Origin of the sequence: Mesorhizobium sp. ANAO-SY3R2, from assembly GCF_042466635.1 — a bacterium.
Classification (GTDB): Bacteria; Pseudomonadota; Alphaproteobacteria; order Rhizobiales; family Rhizobiaceae; genus Aminobacter.
Window position 1 is genome coordinate 1,584,692 of sequence record NZ_CP159955.1, and the last position, 18,762, is coordinate 1,603,453.

An 18,762-nucleotide genomic window follows, 5' to 3' on the forward strand; every position below is an offset into this window, starting at 1 on the left:
AAGCTGTAGATCGCAGCTTGTCGAGGGAGAGGGCGATGCTGATTTCGTTGCTTGCGGCAATGATCCTGTCTGGCTGGCTCGGTTGCTTCGCCAGGTACTTCATCAATTTTGAATCTGCCAAGGAACCGGCGCTGTCATTCCGGGACGGGCGCACCGGCCTGAAGGGCAGTTCGTCGGTCTTCGTTCTCGGTACGGCAGCCGCGCTGGTGGTTCCGCTGTTCCTGTCGATCGGCAACAACGACATCATCGGCAATATCTTGTCGGGCGCGGACCGTTCGACGGTTGCAGCCGACATTCTTGTCGTCGCTGGCTTTTGCGTCCTTGCGGGTGCCGTCGCTCCGAGCTTCATCGAAAATCTGGCACAAAGGGCGCTGAGCCTGGCCAGGAAGAACGAAGAAAAGATCGAATCGCTTGAGGAAAAGACGCAAGGCAACCTTGAGCTGATTGCCGAGAAGATCGAAGGCGGCAACCAGGCGTCGCCGGCTGCTGCCACGCCAAGAATTGCAGGACTGTCCGTCTCCGCCACGGGGGATGAAGGGCGGGTCGTCGATGCCCTCAACACGAGCGCATATCTGAAGCGCACCGTGACGGGCATTGCTGCCGACACCGGCATCGGCAAGGACAAGGTGCGAGAGATCCTGAACACGCTGGTCCACAACGGAGACGTCGTCCGAACGACGTCGGGCAAGACAGGGGTGGTTTTCTACGAACTCGTCGAGAGGTAGGAATAGGTGGCATTCCCCCTGTTCCCAATGGTGTTCCGATTTGTTTTTCTACCTGTCCAAGATCTTCTGGTTCTTCGCCCAGCCGCTCAACTTCGCCATCCTGCTGCTCGCCGCCGGCTTCGTCGCCAACTTCCTTGGACGCCGGCGGCTGTTCCGGGCGGCCACGCTGACGTCGCTGCTTGTCCTTGTGGCGGCGACATGGACCTCTCTCGGCTCCCTGATGCTCAATCCCCTGGAAGAGCGCTTTCCGCGCCCTGCGGTGCCTGAAAAGGTCGACGGCATCGTAGTCCTTGGTGGCGGCTTCGAGGGGGCGATCAACCTCGCCAGGGGCGGCTACGAACTGAACAGCGGCGGCGATCGATTCGTCGAGACGGCGATCCTCGCGCGGCGGTATCCGGATGCGAGGATTGTCGTATCAGGTGGCACGGGTGCGCTGGTTCTTGAGGGCGAGGGCGATGCCGATACCGCACCCCGGCTGCTCGAAGCGCTCGGCGTCGCGCGCGAGCGCATGGTTCTCGAAAACCGATCGCGCAACACCTACGAGAACGCGCTGTTCTCCAAGGACTTGGTCACGCCCAAGCCCGGTGAAACCTGGCTGCTGGTCACGTCGGCTTTCCATATGCCGCGTTCGATGGCTTTGTTTGCCAAAGCTGGTTTTCCGGTCGTCGCATGGCCGGTCGACTACCGTACCTCTGGCCGGGAGGGCATAGGGCTGTTCACTGACAACCCCGCCGATTCACTCGCCAACACGACAATGGCCATACGCGAGTGGATCGGGCTGATGGCCTATTGGCTGTCCGGCAGGATCGACGAGCCGTTTCCCGCGCCCGGCCGCTGAACGAGAACGGCCTGCCGTGCTTCCGAAAAGAACTGGCGCCTGACGAGTACTGCCAGCAACACGACGGTGGTGCCGAAGAAGACGCGCGCATCGACGAACCAGCCGAGATAGCCGAGCGAGAAGAACACGCCGCGCAGGCCGGCGTTGAAATGCTTGCCAGCCAGTTGGTTCATATAGGTCGCCCGCAGCACCGCGATCTCGATACTCTCGTCTGGCTCGCTGCCGCTCCGGAGATGGGGCACGGCGCCAATCAGGATCGAGCAGTAGTTGAACAGCCGATAGGACCAGCCGAACTTGAAGAACGAATAGGCGAGGATGGCGATCAGGCCGATGACCTTGATCTCGAATAGCGGGCGTGCCGTCGCGCCCGCCAAAGGCACGTCGCTCAGCACCGCAAGCACGCGGTCCGAGGCGCCGAGCAGGGCGAAGCATCCGCCCACGGCGATCAGCGAGCTCGAGGCAAAGAAGGCCGTGCCCTGCTGGAGGCCATTCATGATAGACGTGTCGACGATGCGGACCTCGCGGCGCGCCATCGTCGCCATCCAGGCGGCGCGCTGCGCATTCATCGCCCGTGTCAGCGACAGCCGCTTGACGATATGACCTTCGGACGCCAGCGCATGAAGGGTCCAGCCGGCTAGAAAGAACGCCAGTGCTGCGAAGTCAAGGCGGGCCAATGGGCCCAACAGATGCAAGGAATCGCCAATCATTGGCGAAAACTAGAGCATTTTGCAGCCAGACGGAATCGTCTGGCGTCGCACAAATGCGGCTAAGAAAATGGATAGAGCGGCAGAATTGCATTCGTCAGAATGCCCGTCGCTCTAGCATGGTCGGATGCGCGATATCGATAGCGTCAGGCTGCCGCCGTGCTGCCGCAAAGGTTTTGATTTGGTAAACGAGCTCTGCGCAGCAAGTAGCTGATTTAAATAAAAATATGTTAACTCAAGTGCCGCCGCAAAGCTGGTTTTGCCATGGTTTCGCCACTTTTTGCAGTTGCGAAAAGCGGTGCCACCGCGTATGCAATGCGCTTACTCGCAGCGAGTTGGAATGGCGTGCCAAACGCCTACTCGGCGAAGAAAAGGGTCTTGCATCACATCATGGATGACGACGTTCAGAAATCCTGCTGGGGCCTCACGGCCAAGGCAGTGGTTGGCTTTGCGGTTTTTCTCCTGCTTGCCTGGCTCATCAGCGGCGGCGCCGAGAAGGCGGTTATCGTGGGCGCGGGCTGACGCTCAGGCGCTTGGATCGAAACAGGAAGCGCGGCTGGGCCGCGCTTTTTTGCGTCATGGCCTTGCACAACCCTACAGCGCCGCGCGTCCAAAAAGGACGCTGTAGCACTTTGAATTTGTGCATGATCCTTTCCGAAAACCGATTCCGATTTTCGGGGTCATGCACTAAGCATTTTTCGAATGTCGCGCGCCGAGCAGACCAGGTCGGAGCGCGCCACGTGCTTGGCGTGAAAAAGGCAGATTGATTGCATACATATGCAGTCGGGCATCAGCAGTCGGGTTCCGTTGCAGGGAGTAGGCATTGTTTCTTTCGGTATTCGACCTGTTCAAGATCGGCATTGGTCCATCGAGTTCGCACACGATGGGGCCGATGACGGCGGCTGCACGCTTCCTTGACGAAATGCTCAGCGGCGACTGGCCGCGACCGGCAGGTGCTGTGGTCGACCGTATCGGGGCAAGCCTGCACGGTTCGCTTGCCTATACCGGCGTCGGCCACGGCACCGACCGCGCCGTCATTCTTGGCCTCCATGGCCTGACACCGGTTACGGTCGATCCCGACTTGACCGACGCCATCGTAGACAAGATTTCCCATGACAAGCGGATCTCACCGCCCGGTCATCCGACCTATCGCTTCGACCCGGCCGTCGATCTCGTGCTCGACAAGAAGACGCCGCTGCTCGGCCATGCCAATGGCATGGCATTCTATGCCTACGACTCCGGCGACAGGCTGCTGCTGAAACGCATCTATTACTCGATTGGCGGTGGTTTCGTCGTCTCCGAGGAAGAGCTGCAGCGCATGAAGGCCAAGACATCAGCGCCCGCCTCGGGCAAGCGCGTGCCTTACCCCTTCTCGAACGCCGTCGAGATGCTGGCCATGGCGGCGCGGAGTGGGCTTTCCATCGCCGAGATGAAGCGCGCAAACGAGGAAGTCCACACATCGCGCGCCGAGCTCGACGCCGGTCTCGACGCCATCTGGGATGCGATGAGCCGCTGCATCGACCGCGGGCTGTCGCAGGACGGCATCATGCCCGGTGGGCTCAAAGTCCGCCGCCGCGCGCGCCAGCTGCACGACAAGCTGCAGGAGCAGTGGAGCCAGAACCGGCCCAATCCACTGCTCGCCAACGATTGGTTGTCGATTTACGCCATGGCCGTCAACGAGGAGAACGCGGCCGGTGGACGCGTCGTCACCGCGCCAACTAACGGTGCGGCGGGTACGCTGCCGGCCGTGCTGCGCTACTGGCTGCACTTCCATGTCGAGGCCGACAAGGACAGCATTCGCGACTTCCTGCTGACCGCTGCGGCGGTAGGCGGCATCATCAAGACCAACGCCTCGATCTCTGGTGCTGAGGTCGGCTGCCAGGGCGAGGTGGGTTCGGCCTCCGCCATGGCCGCTGCCGGCCTGTGCGCTGTCATGGGCGGAACGCCCGAGCAGGTCGAGAATGCCGCCGAGATCGCGCTCGAGCACCATCTCGGCATGACCTGCGATCCGGTTGCGGGCCTTGTCCAGGTGCCGTGCATCGAGCGCAACGCGCTCGGCGCGGTCAAGGCGGTGACCGCCGCATCGCTTGCCATCAAGGGCGACGGCAAGCATTTCGTGCCGCTCGATGCCGCCATTGAGACGATGCGCCAGACCGGCATGGACATGAGCGAGAAATACAAGGAAACCAGCCTTGGCGGTCTCGCGGTCAACGTCGTCGAATGCTGAGGCCGCACCTGTGCAAAACAACAGCCGGCGTTGAACCCATCGGCTGGAGCGATTAGTTTTCGAAAAATGTCACTGAACCTCATCAAACTCTGCGTCGGCTGCGACAGCGTCGAAGACCTCGAGGAATGGATCGCCTTTCGCCACGACGAGAAGCGCCGCGCTGGCGAGCCTGCGGAGCAGTTCCACACCACACGCATGGTTCCCACCCGTGCCAGCGAGTTGACCGACGGCGGCTCGCTCTATTGGGTCATCAAGGGCAACGTTCAGTGCCGCCAGCGCCTGCTCGAAATCCGGCCCTTCACCGATTCGGAGGGCATCTCGCGCTGCCATCTGGTTCTTGAGCCAGCCGTCGTGCGCACCGAGTGGCAGCCGCGCCGTGCCTTTCAGGGCTGGCGCTATCTCAAGCCGGCGGATGCGCCGGCCGATCTGGGCCAGGGCAACGCGGCACTTGCCGAAATGCCGCCGAAACTGCGCCTGGAACTCGCCGAACTCGGCTTGCTCTGAGCAAAGCGCAGCTGGTCCAAAACGCGGGCTTGCAAGCTGGCGCGCGCCGCCACATCTTGATTGCTGATGAGCGATGACAGCAAGCCCCCGGCCACCTCTAACGCCAATCGGCCGCCCGCCGAACGGCGTTCGGCTGCTGCCGAGATCGAAGCATTTGTCCGACAGGCCCGCGCGCTTGCTCCCGGTAACGCCAATGGCCGGCTGATCCTGGCGCTCGACGCCACCATGAGCCGCCAGCCGACATGGGACCTTGCCTGCGAACTGCAGGGGCAGATGTTCGATGCGGTCGGCAATACCGGCAGGCTCAATGTTCAGCTCGTCTATTTTCGCGGCCTCGGCGAATGCCGCGCCTCCAAATTCGTCGCAGATACCGGCTCGCTCAAGAAGCTGATGACCTCCATCCAGTGCCGCAGCGGCCAGACGCAGGTCGGCAAGGTCCTCACCCACGCACTCAAGGAGAGCGCAGCCGCAAAGGTCGATGCCGTTGTCTATATCGGCGATGCCATGGAGGAGAACATCGACGAGCTGGCCGAAAAGGCTGGCAGCTTGGGTCTACGCGGGGTTCCGGCTTTCGTTTTCCAGGAAGGCCACGATGCCGGTGCAGAGCGCGCCTTCAAGGAGATCGCGCGGCTGTCGAAGGGCGCCTGGTTCCGCTTCGATGCCAAGGCTGCTGCGACCTTGTCCAGGCTGCTGTCGGCCGTCGCTGTCTTCGCCACCGGCGGCATCAAGGCGCTCGAGGCGAGGGGCAGGCCCGAGGACATTTTGATGATCGAGCATTTGAGGAGCGGCAAATGACGGTCGTTGCCGGTATCGCCGCTGCCCTGTTTTTTTCAGCCCTGGTGGTGATTGCGTTCCTGCGCGCTGACGCAAGCCAGCTCGCAGCGGCGCTGAGAATAGCTGGCCCGCTCGCACTGGGGCTTGTCGGACTGGTGTTGTTGCTGTTGGGCAGGGCAGCCGTCGGCGGCGGTCTGATCTCGGCAGCACTTGCCTGGTATGCCGCGAGCAGGAGAGGTCACTCGACCCGCAAGACGCCAGGGCGACGTTCGACAGTGCGCACCGCAGCTCTTGAGATGGAGCTGGATCATGACAGCGGAAATCTGCAGGGCTTTGTCCTGGCTGGGCGCCAGGAGGGCAAGTCGTTGGCCTCGCTCGGCCTGACCGAGCTGAAGGCGCTTCATGCTGAGCTTTCCGGCGATCCGGAAAGCTGCCAGTTACTCGAGACCTATCTTGACGGCCGTTTTCCCGTCTGGCGCGAAGACGCGAAGCCTGACGGTGACCACGGGCAGCGTGTTGCGCCAGGTTCTGGCGCCATGACTAAGGAGGAGGCCTACAAGATCCTTGGTCTTGAAGCGGGGGCTGCCGCGGCGGACGTCCGCAAGGCGCATCGTCGACTGATTCAGCGCCTGCATCCCGACATGGGAGGCTCGTCGTTCCTCGCGGCGCGGATCAACGAAGCCAAGGACGTCCTTCTCTCCGATCATCACTAACTCTCCTTCGACACGGTACATTTCCAGGAGGGTGGCAGGGGCCTACTGCGCGATGGCGTAGCAGGCGATCTTCTTTTTCTTCAGTGCGTTGCAGGCGTTCCAGGCGGCATCCTTGGAGTCGAAGCCGGCAAAGCGCGCGCGGTAATAGGTGACGCCACCCTTTTCGAAGGGCGATGTGAAGGCCGAGGCTTTTGCCAGGACGGCGCCTGCCTGCTTGGCGGTCTTGTCGAGGAGGGCACGGGCCTCGCTGTCGCTCGGCGACGAGGCGACCTGAATGGCCCATCCGGCGCGGACCGTGGCGGTCTTGATCGCGTCGACCGCAGGGGCCTGTGCCGGCTCGGCATAGGCCTGCTCGACGCGTTCGGCTGCAGCGGTCGGCACTGGCTCCTTCGGATTGCGGAGCTTGAAGGGCAGCGGTCCGCCAAAGCGCTCGGCCGAGGCCATGGCGATCTTGGGCTGCGACGAAGCGCCGATGGTGGGCTTGTTGGCCGGAACCGGGGCTGCTTCCGCGACGGCTGCGTCGGAGGCGACTGCGGCCGCGTCGCTGGTGACCACGTCTTCGATCTTCGCTTCGGCCACTTGCACCACGTCTGCTTGCGGGCGGATGTCCGGGGTTGGCGCATCGTGCTTGGGCAACTCGACCTTGGCTGCTGCAACCTGCGGCATCGGGGTATCGGTCTTGGCGATCAGGTCGCCGCCGCCGCCCTTGCGCGATGCCTGCGGCAGGTAGGTCTTGATCAGATCGGCCATCTTGTTGTCGCGGCTGGCACCGCTGGCGCCGCCCATGACCACGGCCACGAGGCTGCGATTGCCGTCCTGAACGGACGAAACGAGATTGAATCCGGAAGCGTTGGTGTAGCCGGTCTTGATGCCGTCGACGCCCTTCACGCGGCCGAGCAGCCGGTTGTGGTTGGCGATGCGCTGGCGGCCGAAGGCAAAGGAACGGGTCGAGAAGTAGCTATAGTACTGCGGAAAATGCTCGCGCAGCGCGATGCCAAGCGTGGCCATGTCGCGCGCGGTGGTGAACTGGGCCGAATTGGGCAAGCCGTGGGCATTGCGGAAGACGGTGCCATTCATGCCGAGGCTGCGCGCCTTGGCCGTCATCATGCGGGCGAAGTTTTCTTCCGAGCCGCCGATCGTTTCGCCGAGCGCAGTCGCCGAATCATTGGCCGAGCGCGTGATCAGAGACAGGATTGCCTGCTCGACGGTGATCGAACCGCCTGCCTTTACGCCAATCTTGGTGGGCGATTCTGCCGCAGCGTTTTGCGAGAAGACAACCTTGCCGTCCTTGCTGAGTCGCCCCTTGGAGAGGGCTTCAAACGTCAGGTACAGGGTCATCATCTTGGTCAAGGAGGCCGGAAAGCGGCGTGAATCCGCGTTGGCCGAATGCAGCGTCTTGCCGGTATTCGCGTCGATGACGATCGCCGCGTATTTCGAATTCGCCGCAGCAGGCATAGGGTTCGCGGCTGCCAGACCAATGGCCGCTGCGACCGTAAGTGCCAGAGATTTGAATGAGATAGCCGCCTTGAAGACTTTACCAGGCATAGTTCGACGCACTGTTACACCCTTGAATTATCGTTGACTTGGGGCGGCAAAGGTTCCTGCCCCGTATCAAGCGAGAGTAGGGTGTCAGCGTTACCAATCCGTTTATGGTGACCACGCTATTTACGGTTTTGGTGGGGTTTTAGGCGAACTTTAGGCAAACGTTAGGAAATGCCGCTAAGTGCGACAACGTTGACCGTGCCGTAGGGTCAGTTGACAATTTGTGCGCTGCACAATATCTAGGCCGCATCGCACAATCGCATGGCGTAGCGCTCCCAAACGGAAAGGATGCAGCGATGACCCAGACCCATGAAGATTTCAGCAAATACGGCAAGGATTTCGTCGACACCGGCCTGAAGAGCTTTGCCTCGCTCTCCAAGGGCGCCCAGGCGATCAGCGCCGAAGCCTCCGACTACACCAAGAAGAGCTTCGAGGCGGGCGCAGCCACATTCGAGAAGCTGCTCGGCGTGAGGTCGTTCGAGAAGGTCGTCGAGATCCAGACCGACTACGCCAAGCAGGCATACGAAGGCTTTGTTGCCGAAGCCACGAAGATCAGCGAGCTCTACGCCGACCTGGCCAAGGAGGCCTACAAGCCGTTTGAGTCGTTCGTCGCAAAGACGAAGTAACCGACTGATCGCCCGAACTGGGCAGGCGAATCTCGGGATTCGCCCAAGTTGAACCCGGCTGCGCCTGCGCAGCCGGGTTTTTTCGTTGCGATTGTGCCTGTGACCTTCACGTTTCGGCCAAAACACGCCGGCTTGGGCGCTCGCCATATTGTCAGCACGTTAGAAGGGCTTAAAATTGATCCGATGACACCTACATGACGGGGTGTGTCGGAATTGATGAAGGGCTGGAACAGATTGACGACGGGCTTGGAGGCCACACGGCTCGATGTGGCGCGGATGCAGAATGGTGACGAGGGAGGCAACGGTCCCGGTCGTGGGACGGCTGTCATCACCCGTACCAAAACCAAGACCAAGCGGCCGAGCCTCTATCGTGTCCTGATCCTCAATGACGACTACACTCCGATGGAATTCGTCGTTCACGTGCTTGAACGTTTTTTCCAGAAGGACAGGGAGGCAGCCACCCGCATCATGCTGCACGTCCATAATCATGGCGTCGGCGAATGCGGTATCTACACCTTCGAAGTGGCGGAGACGAAAGTGTCTCAGGTCATGGACTTTGCCAGACAGAACCAACATCCGCTGCAATGCGTGATGGAGAAGAAGTGAGGTATTGAATGCCGGCTTTCTCCCAAGGCCTCGAAAAGGCGCTTCACCAGGCGCTAACGCTGGCCAATGAGCGCCACCACGAATACGCCACCCTCGAACACTTGCTGCTCGCCCTGATCGACGACAACGAGGCGGCCGCCGTCATGCGCGCCTGCAATGTCGATCTGGATGAACTGCGCCAGACGGTGCTGACCTATATCGATACCGAGCTCGACAATCTCGTCACCGGTTATGACGAGGATTCCAAGCCGACTGCCGGCTTCCAGCGCGTCATCCAGCGCGCGGTGATCCACGTCCAGTCGTCCGGCCGCGAGGAAGTGTCTGGCGCCAATGTGCTCGTCGCCATCTTCGCCGAGCGCGAGAGCCATGCTGCCTACTTCCTCCAGGAGCAGCAGATGACCCGTTACGACGCGGTCAACTACATCTCCCATGGAATCGCCAAGCGTCCCGGCGCGTCCGAAGCCCGTGCGCCGCGCGGTGCCGACGAGGAACAGCACGGCCCCAGCGGCGACGCAGGCGAGGAAAACGGCAAGAACAAGAAGCAGCAGGACGCGCTTACCGCCTACTGCGTCAATCTCAATGCCAAGGCTCGCGCCGGCAAGATCGACCCGCTGATCGGCCGTGAGCCGGAAATCAACCGCACCATTCAGGTGCTGTGCCGTCGCTCCAAGAACAATCCGCTCTATGTCGGCGATCCCGGCGTCGGCAAGACGGCGATTGCCGAAGGGCTGGCCAAGCGCATTGTCGAGGGCGACGTTCCGGAAGTGTTGGAAGACGCCACCATCTTTGCGCTCGACATGGGCACTCTGCTGGCCGGCACGCGCTATCGCGGCGATTTCGAGGAGCGTCTGAAGCAGGTCGTCAAGGAACTCGAGGAGTATCCGGGTGCCGTCCTGTTCATCGACGAGATCCACACCGTGATCGGTGCCGGTGCCACCTCGGGCGGTGCGATGGATGCGTCGAACCTGTTGAAGCCCGCGCTGTCGTCGGGTGCGATCCGCTGCATTGGCTCGACCACCTACAAGGAGTTCCGCCAGTTCTTCGAGAAGGACCGGGCACTTGTCCGGCGCTTCCAGAAGATCGACGTCAACGAACCGACGGTCGACGACGCCATCGAGATCATGAAGGGCCTGAAGCCCTATTATGAGGACTTCCACAAGGTGAAGTTCACCAACGAGGCGATCAAGGCCGCAGTTGAGCTTTCGGCGCGCTACATCAACGACCGCAAGCTGCCCGACAAGGCCATCGACGTGATCGACGAGACGGGTGCCTCGCAGATGCTGCTGCCCGAGGGCAAGCGCAAGAAGACGATCGGCATCAAGGAGATCGAGGCTACCATCGCCACCATGGCGCGCATTCCGCCGAAGACCGTCTCGGCCGACGACGAGAAGGTGCTGGCCGGCCTCGAGGTCGAGCTCAAGCGTGTCGTCTATGGCCAGGATACGGCGATCACCGCCTTGGCTTCGGCAATCAAGCTGGCGCGTGCCGGCCTGCGCGAACCGGAAAAGCCGATCGGCTCTTACCTGTTCTCCGGCCCGACCGGCGTCGGTAAAACTGAAGTGGCAAAGCAACTGGCGCTGTCGCTCGGAGTTGAATTGATCCGCTTCGACATGTCGGAGTACATGGAACGGCATACGGTCAGCCGCCTGATCGGCGCGCCCCCTGGATATGTCGGCTTCGACCAGGGTGGTCTTTTGACCGACGGTGTCGACCAGCATCCGCACTGCGTGCTGTTGCTCGACGAGGTCGAGAAGGCCCATCCGGACCTGTTCAACATCCTGTTGCAGGTGATGGACCACGGCAAGCTGACCGACCACAACGGCAAGCAGATCGACTTCCGCAACGTGATCCTGATCATGACCACGAATGCGGGCGCCTCCGACATGGCCAGGGCCGCCATCGGCTTCGGCTCCTCCAAGCGCGAAGGCGACGACATGGAAGCGATCAACCGGCTGTTCTCGCCGGAATTCCGCAACCGTCTCGATGCCATCATTCCGTTCGGCTCGCTGCCGGTGCCGGTCGTGCATCAGGTCGTGCAGAAGTTCGTCATGCAGCTGGAAACTCAGCTTTCCGAGCGTGGCGTCACCTTCGACCTATCGCCGGAGGCCATCGCCTGGCTTGCCGAGAAGGGCTATGACGAACGCATGGGTGCGCGTCCGCTCAGCCGCGTCATCCAGGAGCACATCAAGAAGCCGCTCGCCGACGAGGTTCTGTTCGGCAAGTTGAAGAAGGGCGGCACCGTCCGTGTCACCGTCGAGAAAAAGGAAACCGGCGATACCGGTCTGAAGCTCGAGTCGCTGGCAGATGAATTGCCGGTCAAGCCCAAGAAGGAAGAGCCGACCGACCAGCCGAAGCTCAAGAAGCCCGCAGCCAAGAAGCCGGCTGCCAAGAAGGCGGTGACGCCGAAGGCCAAATCAGGGCCCAAGGGCAAGGACGGCGGCAAGCGCAGCCTGGTGCCGCAACTGCCCCGAAAGGGCTGACATTACTGAATATACTGAAGATGAAGCCCCGAATTTTCGGGGCTTCTTTTTTTGCCGCCGGAAGTGCTTCTGGTCAGGCGATTACGGGGCTTTCGACGCGATTGCGGCCGCGCCGCTTGGCCTCGTACAGCCAGGAATCCGCATCACGGATCATCTGTTCCACAGGAATTGGCCCGTTTTCGGCGGTGGTCACGCCGATGCTGACGGTGGCACGCAGGCTGTGTTCAGCGCTAGTTGTCGCCTCGACGGCGGCGCGAACGCGTTCAGCCAGCACGGCCGCGTCGCCAGCATTCAAATCCTGGCAGATCGCAACGAACTCCTCGCCGCCATAGCGGAAGAGTCGGTCGGTGCTGCGCAGCGCGCTGGACAGTGAACGGGCGACGTCCCTGAGCACCTTGTCGCCCGTGACATGCCCGAATTGGTCGTTGATGCTCTTGAAATGATCGATGTCGATCATCAGCAGGCTTACCGGCATGCGGTCCCTTAGGCCCCGGTCTATCAGTGACTGGGCCACGGCTTCGAACTGGCCCCTGTCTTTCGTGCCGGTCAATGTGTCGATTCCGGTTCGCTGCAGCAGATCCTCGTAGCGATGGCGGAAGGTCAGGCGGTCGAAGACCTTGAGCAGCGGCTCGGGCCCGGCCAGCATCGGCCTGGTCTCGACGTAGCGAAGATAGCCGACGAGCAGGGCGCTATATAGCAGGGCAGCACCCATCTTGGCGATCCAGCCGCCATAGAGCGCGCTGAGCGGCACGCCGGATACGAGGTGCAGACCAACGAAGAACAGCAACTGGTCGATCGTCAGCACGATCGCCGCGCTCAGGAAGATGCGCTTGAAAAGCGTATTGGCGATACGCTGCCCGAGTTTCTCGTAAAGCAGGATCAGGGCAATGCTGTCGAGGAACAGCAGCGCCGTGCCCCAGACCATCAGCACGCCCATGTCGTCAAGGAAGGTGAGGTCGGGCTTCGGGCCAGAAAGTTCCGCGACATCGCCGAACAGCCTCAGAAGCAGAGCCATCGCCACCATCAGGACGTTGCCGACCAGGAGGCCGTAGATCGGCTGGCGCACGGTCTCCGCATCCTCCTTGATATAGAGAAGCAGCAACATCATTAGCTTGCCGGAGAACATCACGGTCGAGCCGGGGGAGGCGATGCCGAACGGGACAGGCAGGAAATAGACCGCCGCGAGGTAGGTTTCGAGGAAGTGCATGACGCCCAGCACGCACAAGAATGTGCCAATGCCGAACCTCTGCCGCGTGTGGAACACCGCAGCCATGGTGACGAAGTAGATCAGCGCCTGCACGACGAGGAGAAATGTGCCGGTCATCGTGTACTTCGCTCCGTTGCACAACCTGTCTAGCCAATGAGATTGCGCAAATCGTTAATCTACCGCCGCTGGGTGCAGCTTCTTTGAATTTGGTGCGATGGCCGTTCGGCACGGATGGAGGGACGGCCGTTAGGGCAGCAAGGCTGACTTGTCGCGGCAGCCATGTTATCTGCAGTGCGGATGTCTTCAGAAAACGCCTTGCCCATGCCGAATTTTGCCGCCCGTCGTCATTGGTACTTGCGCGGCGTGCGCGTGGCCTTCTCAGTGCCTGGCCTGATCCTCGCAAGCGCCTTCATCGGCTTTGCCGGCCTCGCCAAGGAAGCCGGGCTGACATTGTTGCAGACCGTCTTCATGGTTGGAATGGTCTGGGCGTTGCCGGCCAAGGTGGTGCTCATCGGCGCCATACTCTCAGGCGCCTCGCTGCCCGCCGCCGCATTGGCGGTGGCCTTGTCGTCGATAAGGCTGACGCCGATGGTGGTCGCGTTGGTGCCCGAATTGCGCGGACCGAACACGCCGCGCTGGGCGCTTTATGTGCTTTCGCATTTTGTCGCCGTCACGTCGTGGGTGCTTGCCATGGAGCGCTTGCGTGGCGTCCCGCGTGAATTGCGTACAAGCTACTATGCCGGCCTTGGCTCGACGCTGGTGCTGGTCAATATGATCGTCGTGGCCGTTGTCTACGTGCTTGCTGACAAGATGCCTCCTGCGGCCTCGGCGGCGCTCTTCTTCTTGACGCCTATGTATTTCCTGACCTCGCTATGGGGATCCGCACGCGAACGGGCGGGGCAAATAGCGATGGCACTAGGGATCGTCGTGGGGCCGCTCTTCCATCTGGTCGTTCCGGGATTCGATCTTCTCGGCGCCGGCCTCGTCGGTGGCGGTGCTGCGTTAGTCTTCCATCGGCTTTCGAGGCGGACGGTGCCGGCATGACATTCGACGCCTTGGATAGCTGGTGGTGGCCGTTCCTGTTCATCCTCGTCGGCGGCTGGCTGGCAACTGATGCCTGGCGCTTCCTCGGCGTCTATCTCGGCGATCGGATCGCCGAGGATTCCGATCTGCTCGTGTTGGTGCGCGCGGTGGCTACGGCGCTTGTCGCGGCAGTCATCGGCAATCTGATCGTCTTCCCAAGCGGGGTATTGGCCGAAACCGCGCTTGCTTTGCGCATCGGCGCCGCAATCGTGGGATTCGCGGCCTATCTCTGCCTCGGGCGGAAGGTGCTGGTCGGCATCGTCGCTGCAGAAGCCATCTTGTTGGCAGGGATGAGCTTCGGCTTATGAACGTACTTCGCGGCATCAGGCAGCAGTATTCGCCAATCCGTCGGGCCAGGTGGTCCGGGCCTGACGGGTGAAACGGTGTCTTTCGGGACATCCGCAATTTCAACGCGGTCGCAAGCTCGCTAAGCGGCTGCCCGGGGCGTTCAGCCGCGTGCCAACACGGCCCGCAATTTCTCCGCATTGGCAACAAGCACGTCGGGCTTTTCCATCTGTCCGCTGTGCGGCTTGAGCGGAATGCCTTGGAAGCGTGGCAGGATGTGGACATGCAGGTGATAGACCGTCTGGCCGGAGGCGGGTTCGTTGAACTGCATGATCGCTACGCCGTCGGCTTCGAACGCCGTCTTGGCAGCCTTCGCCACCTTCTGGACCACGGCCATGAGATGGCCGAATATCGCCGGATCGGCGTCGAGCAGATTGCGCGACGGCGCCTTGGGCACGACCAGCGCGTGTCCGGTGCCCTGTGGCATCACATCCATGAAGGCGACGACAGCTTCGTCCTCGTAAACCCGGTGCGAGGGGATTTCGCCGCGCAGGATCTTGGCAAAGATGTTGTTTGGATCGTAAGCGAGGCTCGACATAGCCAATCCCAATTTGATGCGGTTTCGTGATGGATGTTTCGGCGCTGATGCCGCGAACGTCAAGCCGCGAGCGGCCGAGAGGATCGAAGTTGACCTACATCTATCTCATCATAGCCGTGGCTTTCGAGGTCGTCGCGACCTCGGCGCTCAAGGAAACCCAAGGGTTTACGAAGCTGTTGCCGTCGCTCGTCACGGTCACAGGCTACGCAGCCGCCTTCTACTTCCTGTCGCTGGTCTTGAAAGTGATGCCTGTTGGTGTCGTCTACGCGATGTGGTCCGGCGCGGGAATCGTCCTGATCACGGCGATCGCCTGGATATGGTTTCGCCAGTCGCTCGATCTGCCCGCGCTGCTCGGCATCGGCCTGATCATGGCCGGGGTCATCGTCATCAACCTGTTCTCGAAGTCGGTCGCGCACTGAGCTCACGGGTCATTCGCGGCGGAACGGGCCGTGGTCCTCGAGGTATTCGCTGACCTGCGCGATTTCCTGCATTTCACGGTGCAGATATTCGGCAACCGCGCGCCGCAGCCCGGGGTGTACGATGTAGTGCGCCGATTGCGTCGCCACCGGACGATAGCCGCGCGCCAGCTTGTGCTCGCCCTGTGCGCCGGCCTCCACGACCTTCAGCTTGCGTTCGATGGCGAAGTCGATGGCCTGGTGATAGCAGACCTCGAAATGCAGGAAAGGGTGGTCCTCGATGCAGCCCCAGTTGCGGCCATAGAGCGTGTCCGAGCCGATGAAATTGATCGCACCGGCAATGTAGCGGCCGCCGCGCCTGGCCATCACCAGCAGCACGTCATCGGCCATGCGTTCGCCGACCAGCGAGAAGAATTTCCGGTTGAGATAGGGACGGCCCCATTTGCGGCCGCCTGTATCCATGTAGAAGGCAAAAAAGTCGTCCCAGACCGCTTCGGTCAGGTCGCGCCCGGTCAGCCAGTCGATGGAAATGTCTGCGGCTAGCGCTTCGCGCCGTTCTTTCTTCAGCGCCTTGCGCTTGCGGGATGCGAGCGTGGCGAGGAAGTCGTCATAAGACGAAAATCCTTCGTTGAGGAAATGAAACTGCCGGTCGGTGCGGCGCAGGAACCCGGCAGATTCGAGAATTTCGATCTCATCCGGCTGGCCAAAGGTGACATGGGCCGAGGACACGCCGACGCCTTCCGCGACGCTGCGCAAGGCCGTGGCAAGTGTTGCCTTCGAGTGTGAGGCCTCGGGGCCTTGGACGGTCAACAGGCGCGGGCCGGTGGCGGGTGTGAACGGTACCGCACATTGAAGCTTGGGATAATAGCGACCGCCGGCGCGCTCGAAGGCGTCCGCCCAGCCATGGTCGAATACATATTCGCCCTGGCTGTGCGACTTGGCGTAGCAGGGTACGGCGCCGAGGAAGGTACGATCAGAGGCTTCAAGCCGGAGGTGATGGCCCTGCCAACCGGTCTTGCGCACGGCGCAACCGGACTCTTCCAGGATGCTCAGAAAATCAAACGAAACGAATGGGTTATAAGGCGCTTCTGAGACCTTGGCTGCCCCAGACAGGCTGTTCCACTCGTCGCGGTCGAATTCGGCAATGCTGGAGACGACGCGGACGGCGTAACCGCCATCCGCCACTTTCGCCCCGGCGTCGCTCGCATTGCTCATGCCTTGTTACTTACGTTCAAAAGCGGCCGATGCAAGACCGCTCATGCTGCCGGCGTGGCATCCGGTTCGAATCCCTCGAAGGTCATCTGGTCGGCATGGGCGAACGTCTTGGTTACGGCGTCCTGGTCGCGCACCGTCCAGGTGATGACTGGCATGGCAAGCTTTTCGCGGACGAAGCTGACGAAGCGGTTGGGCAGATGCCCGACACCGTAGGAGACGAAGGAGATGTTGTGCGCCAACATCGAAAAATGCGCCTCCAGTTCGTGCACCTGATCGCCCCAGGCGGTCAGCCCGGCCGGGATGCCAGGTGCATGACTAGAAAAGTCCCTGATCAACCAGTGATCGAAGGACATGATCGCCGCCTTGCCCTTGTAGTCGCGTAATGCCGCACCGACCTTGGCGACCAGGCCCTCGTCCTTGCCGGGAATGCCCTTGAGCTCGATCACCAGCGGCACACGGCCGTCGACGAGATTGAGCAATTCAGTGAGGGTGGGCGCATGGTCAGCAGTGCCGCCGATCCTGAGTGCGCCCATCTCGGCTGCGGTCCGCTGCCAGATATAGCCGTCGGTCCCGGTCAGTCGCTTGAGCGTGTCGTCGTGGAAGACGACCACCTCGCCGTCCGAGCTCAGATGCACATCGCACTCGATCGCGTAGCCGCGCTCCACGGCCCGTTTGAAGGCCGTGAGCGTGTTTTCCCAGCAGCTCTTGTTGAGGTCATGCAGGCCCCGATGGGCGATGGGACGGGCGGTCAACCAGGAGAGGTCGCTCATCGTTGTCACTCGGTCTCGATGATCGCTTCGATCTCGACGGCGGCGTTCAGCGGCAGCGAGGCGACGCCGACGGCCGAACGCGCATGCTTGCCGCGCTCGCCAATCGCTGCGACGAGGAAATCGGAGGCGCCATTGGCGACGAGATGCTGCTCGGTGAAGTCAGGCGTGGAGGCCACGAAGACCGTGATCTTGACTAGGCGGCGGATCTTCTCGAGGTCGCCGAGGGCCGCTTTGGCTTGTGCGAGGATGTTGATCGCGCATTGCTTGGCGGCTGCCTGGCCGGCAGCGACGTCGACGTCACGGCCCAGAAGACCGGTGGCGAGCAGCTTGCCGTCCTTGAGCGGCAACTGGCCGGCAGTGAGGAGCAGGTTGCCGCTTGCCATGAACGGAACGTAGTTGGCGGCGGGGGCCGCGGCAGCGGGCAGGGTGACACCGAGACCGCCCAGCCGCTTTTCGATTGTTTCGCTCATCGTCTTTCCTTATCTCTGAGTCTCTGATGGCAGTGAGGTTGCGCCGAAAGTGCAATTTTTGCCTCGCTTCCGCCACGACTTTTTCTAAGGTGAACCATCATTCCCAGCGGTCCGTCACGGCCGCGCCGATCGGAGCCTCGTATATGCGCGCAACGCGCCTTGCCGTACTCGCCGCCCTTTCCACTTCAGCCCTCGGCTTGGCCCCCGCGTTTGCGGCGCCCGTGCTCGCACCGCATCGTGCAGTTTACGATCTGGTGCTCGACCAGGCGACAGACGGGTCAGGAATCACCGGGCTCACCGGCCGCATGGTCTATGAGTTCAATGGCTCGGCTTGCGAGGGCTATACGGTCAAGTTCCGATTCGTGACGCAGATCGCGACGCGTGAAAACACGCGCATGACCGACCAGCAGACGACGACCTTCGAGGACGGGGAGGGCAAGACCTTCTCCTTCGTTACCAAGTCCTTCGTGGATCAGAACCTCGAACGTGAGGTCAAGGGCACGGCGACCAGGGAAGCCAATGGTGTCAAGGTGCAACTGGACAAGCCGGTGTCGAACACGCTCGAGCTGATCAAGACGCAGTTCCCGACGCAGCACCTGGCCGAACTGATCGACAAGGCCGAGAAGGGTGAAACCTTCTATGAAACCAGCCTGTTCGACGGTTCGGAGGATGCCGACAAGGTGATGACGACGACCGTCATCGTCGGCAAGAAGGCGGAAGCGCCCAATGCCGATCCGGAGTTGCCGGCACTCGCCAGCCTCGCCAAGGACAAGTATTGGCCGGTGGACATCGCCTATTTCGACCAGGATTCGGAAGGAGGCGAGGAGGTCCCACAATACCGGATCAGCTTCAAGCTGCACGAGAACGGCCTGACGCGCGATCTGGTCATGGACTACGGCGATTTCTCGATGACCGGCAAGCTGGTCAATCTCGCGCTCTTCCCCACCCCACAGAGCAACTGCCAGAAGTAAGTGGCGCG

The 18,762-nt window shown here is 61.7% G+C and carries 21 protein-coding genes; 14 read left to right on the forward strand and 7 right to left on the reverse strand.

Annotated elements, in window-relative coordinates; genetic code table 11:
* Window positions 1-35 precede the first annotated feature (35 nt).
* Window positions 36-725, forward strand: a complete 690-nt coding sequence (locus tag ABSY17_RS12400) for a YEATS-associated helix-containing protein (RefSeq protein ID WP_378950865.1) — start codon at window positions 36-38, stop codon at window positions 723-725.
* 40 nt (window positions 726-765) lie between these two features.
* The gene (locus ABSY17_RS12405; protein WP_378950868.1) at window positions 766-1,563 is read left to right on the forward strand and encodes a YdcF family protein; all 798 of its coding nucleotides are present in this window, start codon (window positions 766-768) and stop codon (window positions 1,561-1,563) included.
* Here ABSY17_RS12405 and ABSY17_RS12410 read toward each other — a convergent pair.
* The gene (locus ABSY17_RS12410; RefSeq protein WP_378952640.1) at window positions 1,512-2,267 is read right to left on the reverse strand and encodes a DUF599 domain-containing protein; all 756 of its coding nucleotides are present in this window, start codon (window positions 2,265-2,267) and stop codon (window positions 1,512-1,514) included. The genes ABSY17_RS12405 and ABSY17_RS12410 overlap by 52 nt on opposite strands.
* A gap of 264 nt (window positions 2,268-2,531) precedes the next feature.
* Here ABSY17_RS12410 and ABSY17_RS12415 point away from each other — a divergent pair, with 264 nt between their 5' ends.
* From ABSY17_RS12415 to ABSY17_RS12435, 5 genes are all read left to right on the forward strand, one after another.
* Window positions 2,532-2,789 (forward strand): hypothetical protein, encoded by a 258-nt coding sequence (locus tag ABSY17_RS12415; protein WP_378950871.1) that lies wholly within the window; start codon window positions 2,532-2,534, stop codon window positions 2,787-2,789.
* Window positions 2,790-3,090: 301 nt separating this feature from the next.
* The gene (locus ABSY17_RS12420; RefSeq protein ID WP_378950874.1) at window positions 3,091-4,494 is read left to right on the forward strand and encodes an L-serine ammonia-lyase; all 1,404 of its coding nucleotides are present in this window, start codon (window positions 3,091-3,093) and stop codon (window positions 4,492-4,494) included.
* A gap of 66 nt (window positions 4,495-4,560) precedes the next feature.
* Complete coding sequence (locus ABSY17_RS12425) at window positions 4,561-4,998, forward strand: DUF1489 family protein (RefSeq protein ID WP_378950877.1); 438 nt, start codon at window positions 4,561-4,563, stop codon at window positions 4,996-4,998.
* 66 nt (window positions 4,999-5,064) lie between these two features.
* Entirely contained in the window at window positions 5,065-5,793 is a 729-nt protein-coding gene (locus tag ABSY17_RS12430; protein ID WP_378950880.1) for a VWA domain-containing protein, read from the forward strand.
* Window positions 5,790-6,485 carry a DnaJ domain-containing protein gene (locus ABSY17_RS12435; RefSeq protein WP_378950882.1) on the forward strand — a complete coding sequence of 232 codons (696 nt, stop codon included), beginning with the start codon at window positions 5,790-5,792 and terminating at the stop codon, window positions 6,483-6,485. Before ABSY17_RS12430 ends, ABSY17_RS12435 begins: the two co-directional genes overlap by 4 nt.
* A 42-nt stretch (window positions 6,486-6,527) precedes the next feature.
* Here ABSY17_RS12435 and ABSY17_RS12440 read toward each other — a convergent pair whose 3' ends face one another.
* Complete coding sequence (locus tag ABSY17_RS12440; protein WP_378950885.1) at window positions 6,528-7,940, reverse strand: serine hydrolase; 1,413 nt, start codon at window positions 7,938-7,940, stop codon at window positions 6,528-6,530.
* 383 nt (window positions 7,941-8,323) lie between these two features.
* Here ABSY17_RS12440 and ABSY17_RS12445 point away from each other — a divergent pair, with 383 nt between their 5' ends.
* From ABSY17_RS12445 to clpA, 3 genes are all read left to right on the forward strand, one after another.
* Window positions 8,324-8,653 (forward strand): phasin family protein, encoded by a 330-nt coding sequence (locus tag ABSY17_RS12445; RefSeq protein ID WP_378950888.1) that lies wholly within the window; start codon window positions 8,324-8,326, stop codon window positions 8,651-8,653.
* Between the two features lie 276 nt (window positions 8,654-8,929).
* Window positions 8,930-9,259, forward strand: a complete 330-nt coding sequence (clpS, locus tag ABSY17_RS12450; protein ID WP_055977693.1) for an ATP-dependent Clp protease adapter ClpS — start codon at window positions 8,930-8,932, stop codon at window positions 9,257-9,259.
* Between the two features lie 8 nt (window positions 9,260-9,267).
* On the forward strand, window positions 9,268-11,739 hold the full coding sequence (clpA, locus tag ABSY17_RS12455; protein ID WP_378950891.1) for an ATP-dependent Clp protease ATP-binding subunit ClpA: 2,472 nt from the start codon (window positions 9,268-9,270) through the stop codon (window positions 11,737-11,739).
* Window positions 11,740-11,812: 73 nt separating this feature from the next.
* On the opposite strand, the gene ABSY17_RS12460 is transcribed toward clpA, so the two are convergent.
* Window positions 11,813-13,063, reverse strand: a complete 1,251-nt coding sequence (locus ABSY17_RS12460; RefSeq protein ID WP_378950894.1) for a diguanylate cyclase — start codon at window positions 13,061-13,063, stop codon at window positions 11,813-11,815.
* Window positions 13,064-13,267: 204 nt separating this feature from the next.
* Between ABSY17_RS12460 and ABSY17_RS12465 the strand changes: the two genes are divergently transcribed.
* The gene (locus ABSY17_RS12465) at window positions 13,268-13,990 is read left to right on the forward strand and encodes an AzlC family ABC transporter permease (protein ID WP_378950897.1); all 723 of its coding nucleotides are present in this window, start codon (window positions 13,268-13,270) and stop codon (window positions 13,988-13,990) included.
* Complete coding sequence (locus tag ABSY17_RS12470) at window positions 13,987-14,337, forward strand: AzlD domain-containing protein (protein ID WP_378950900.1); 351 nt, start codon at window positions 13,987-13,989, stop codon at window positions 14,335-14,337. The genes ABSY17_RS12465 and ABSY17_RS12470 overlap by 4 nt, the downstream gene beginning before the upstream one ends.
* Before the next feature lie 140 nt (window positions 14,338-14,477).
* On the opposite strand, the gene ABSY17_RS12475 is transcribed toward ABSY17_RS12470, so the two are convergent.
* Window positions 14,478-14,912 (reverse strand): HIT family protein, encoded by a 435-nt coding sequence (locus tag ABSY17_RS12475; RefSeq protein WP_378950903.1) that lies wholly within the window; start codon window positions 14,910-14,912, stop codon window positions 14,478-14,480.
* 47 nt (window positions 14,913-14,959) lie between these two features.
* Here ABSY17_RS12475 and ABSY17_RS12480 point away from each other — a divergent pair, with 47 nt between their 5' ends.
* Complete coding sequence (locus tag ABSY17_RS12480) at window positions 14,960-15,331, forward strand: DMT family transporter (protein ID WP_378950906.1); 372 nt, start codon at window positions 14,960-14,962, stop codon at window positions 15,329-15,331.
* Between the two features lie 9 nt (window positions 15,332-15,340).
* Here the strand turns inward: ABSY17_RS12480 and ABSY17_RS12485 are convergent, their stop codons facing one another.
* From ABSY17_RS12485 to ABSY17_RS12495, 3 genes are read right to left on the reverse strand one after another with little or no spacing between them, the layout of a single operon-like run.
* Window positions 15,341-16,543, reverse strand: a complete 1,203-nt coding sequence (locus ABSY17_RS12485; protein ID WP_378950909.1) for a GNAT family N-acetyltransferase — start codon at window positions 16,541-16,543, stop codon at window positions 15,341-15,343.
* A gap of 41 nt (window positions 16,544-16,584) precedes the next feature.
* Window positions 16,585-17,313: a glycerophosphodiester phosphodiesterase gene (locus ABSY17_RS12490; RefSeq protein ID WP_378950912.1), complete on the reverse strand. Its 729-nt coding sequence runs from the start codon at window positions 17,311-17,313 to the stop codon at window positions 16,585-16,587.
* A gap of 5 nt (window positions 17,314-17,318) precedes the next feature.
* Window positions 17,319-17,783 carry a RidA family protein gene (locus ABSY17_RS12495; protein ID WP_378950915.1) on the reverse strand — a complete coding sequence of 155 codons (465 nt, stop codon included), beginning with the start codon at window positions 17,781-17,783 and terminating at the stop codon, window positions 17,319-17,321.
* Window positions 17,784-17,926: 143 nt separating this feature from the next.
* Between ABSY17_RS12495 and ABSY17_RS12500 the strand changes: the two genes are divergently transcribed.
* Complete coding sequence (locus tag ABSY17_RS12500; RefSeq protein WP_378950918.1) at window positions 17,927-18,754, forward strand: cell envelope integrity EipB family protein; 828 nt, start codon at window positions 17,927-17,929, stop codon at window positions 18,752-18,754.
* The last annotated feature ends 8 nt before the right edge of the window (window positions 18,755-18,762 follow it).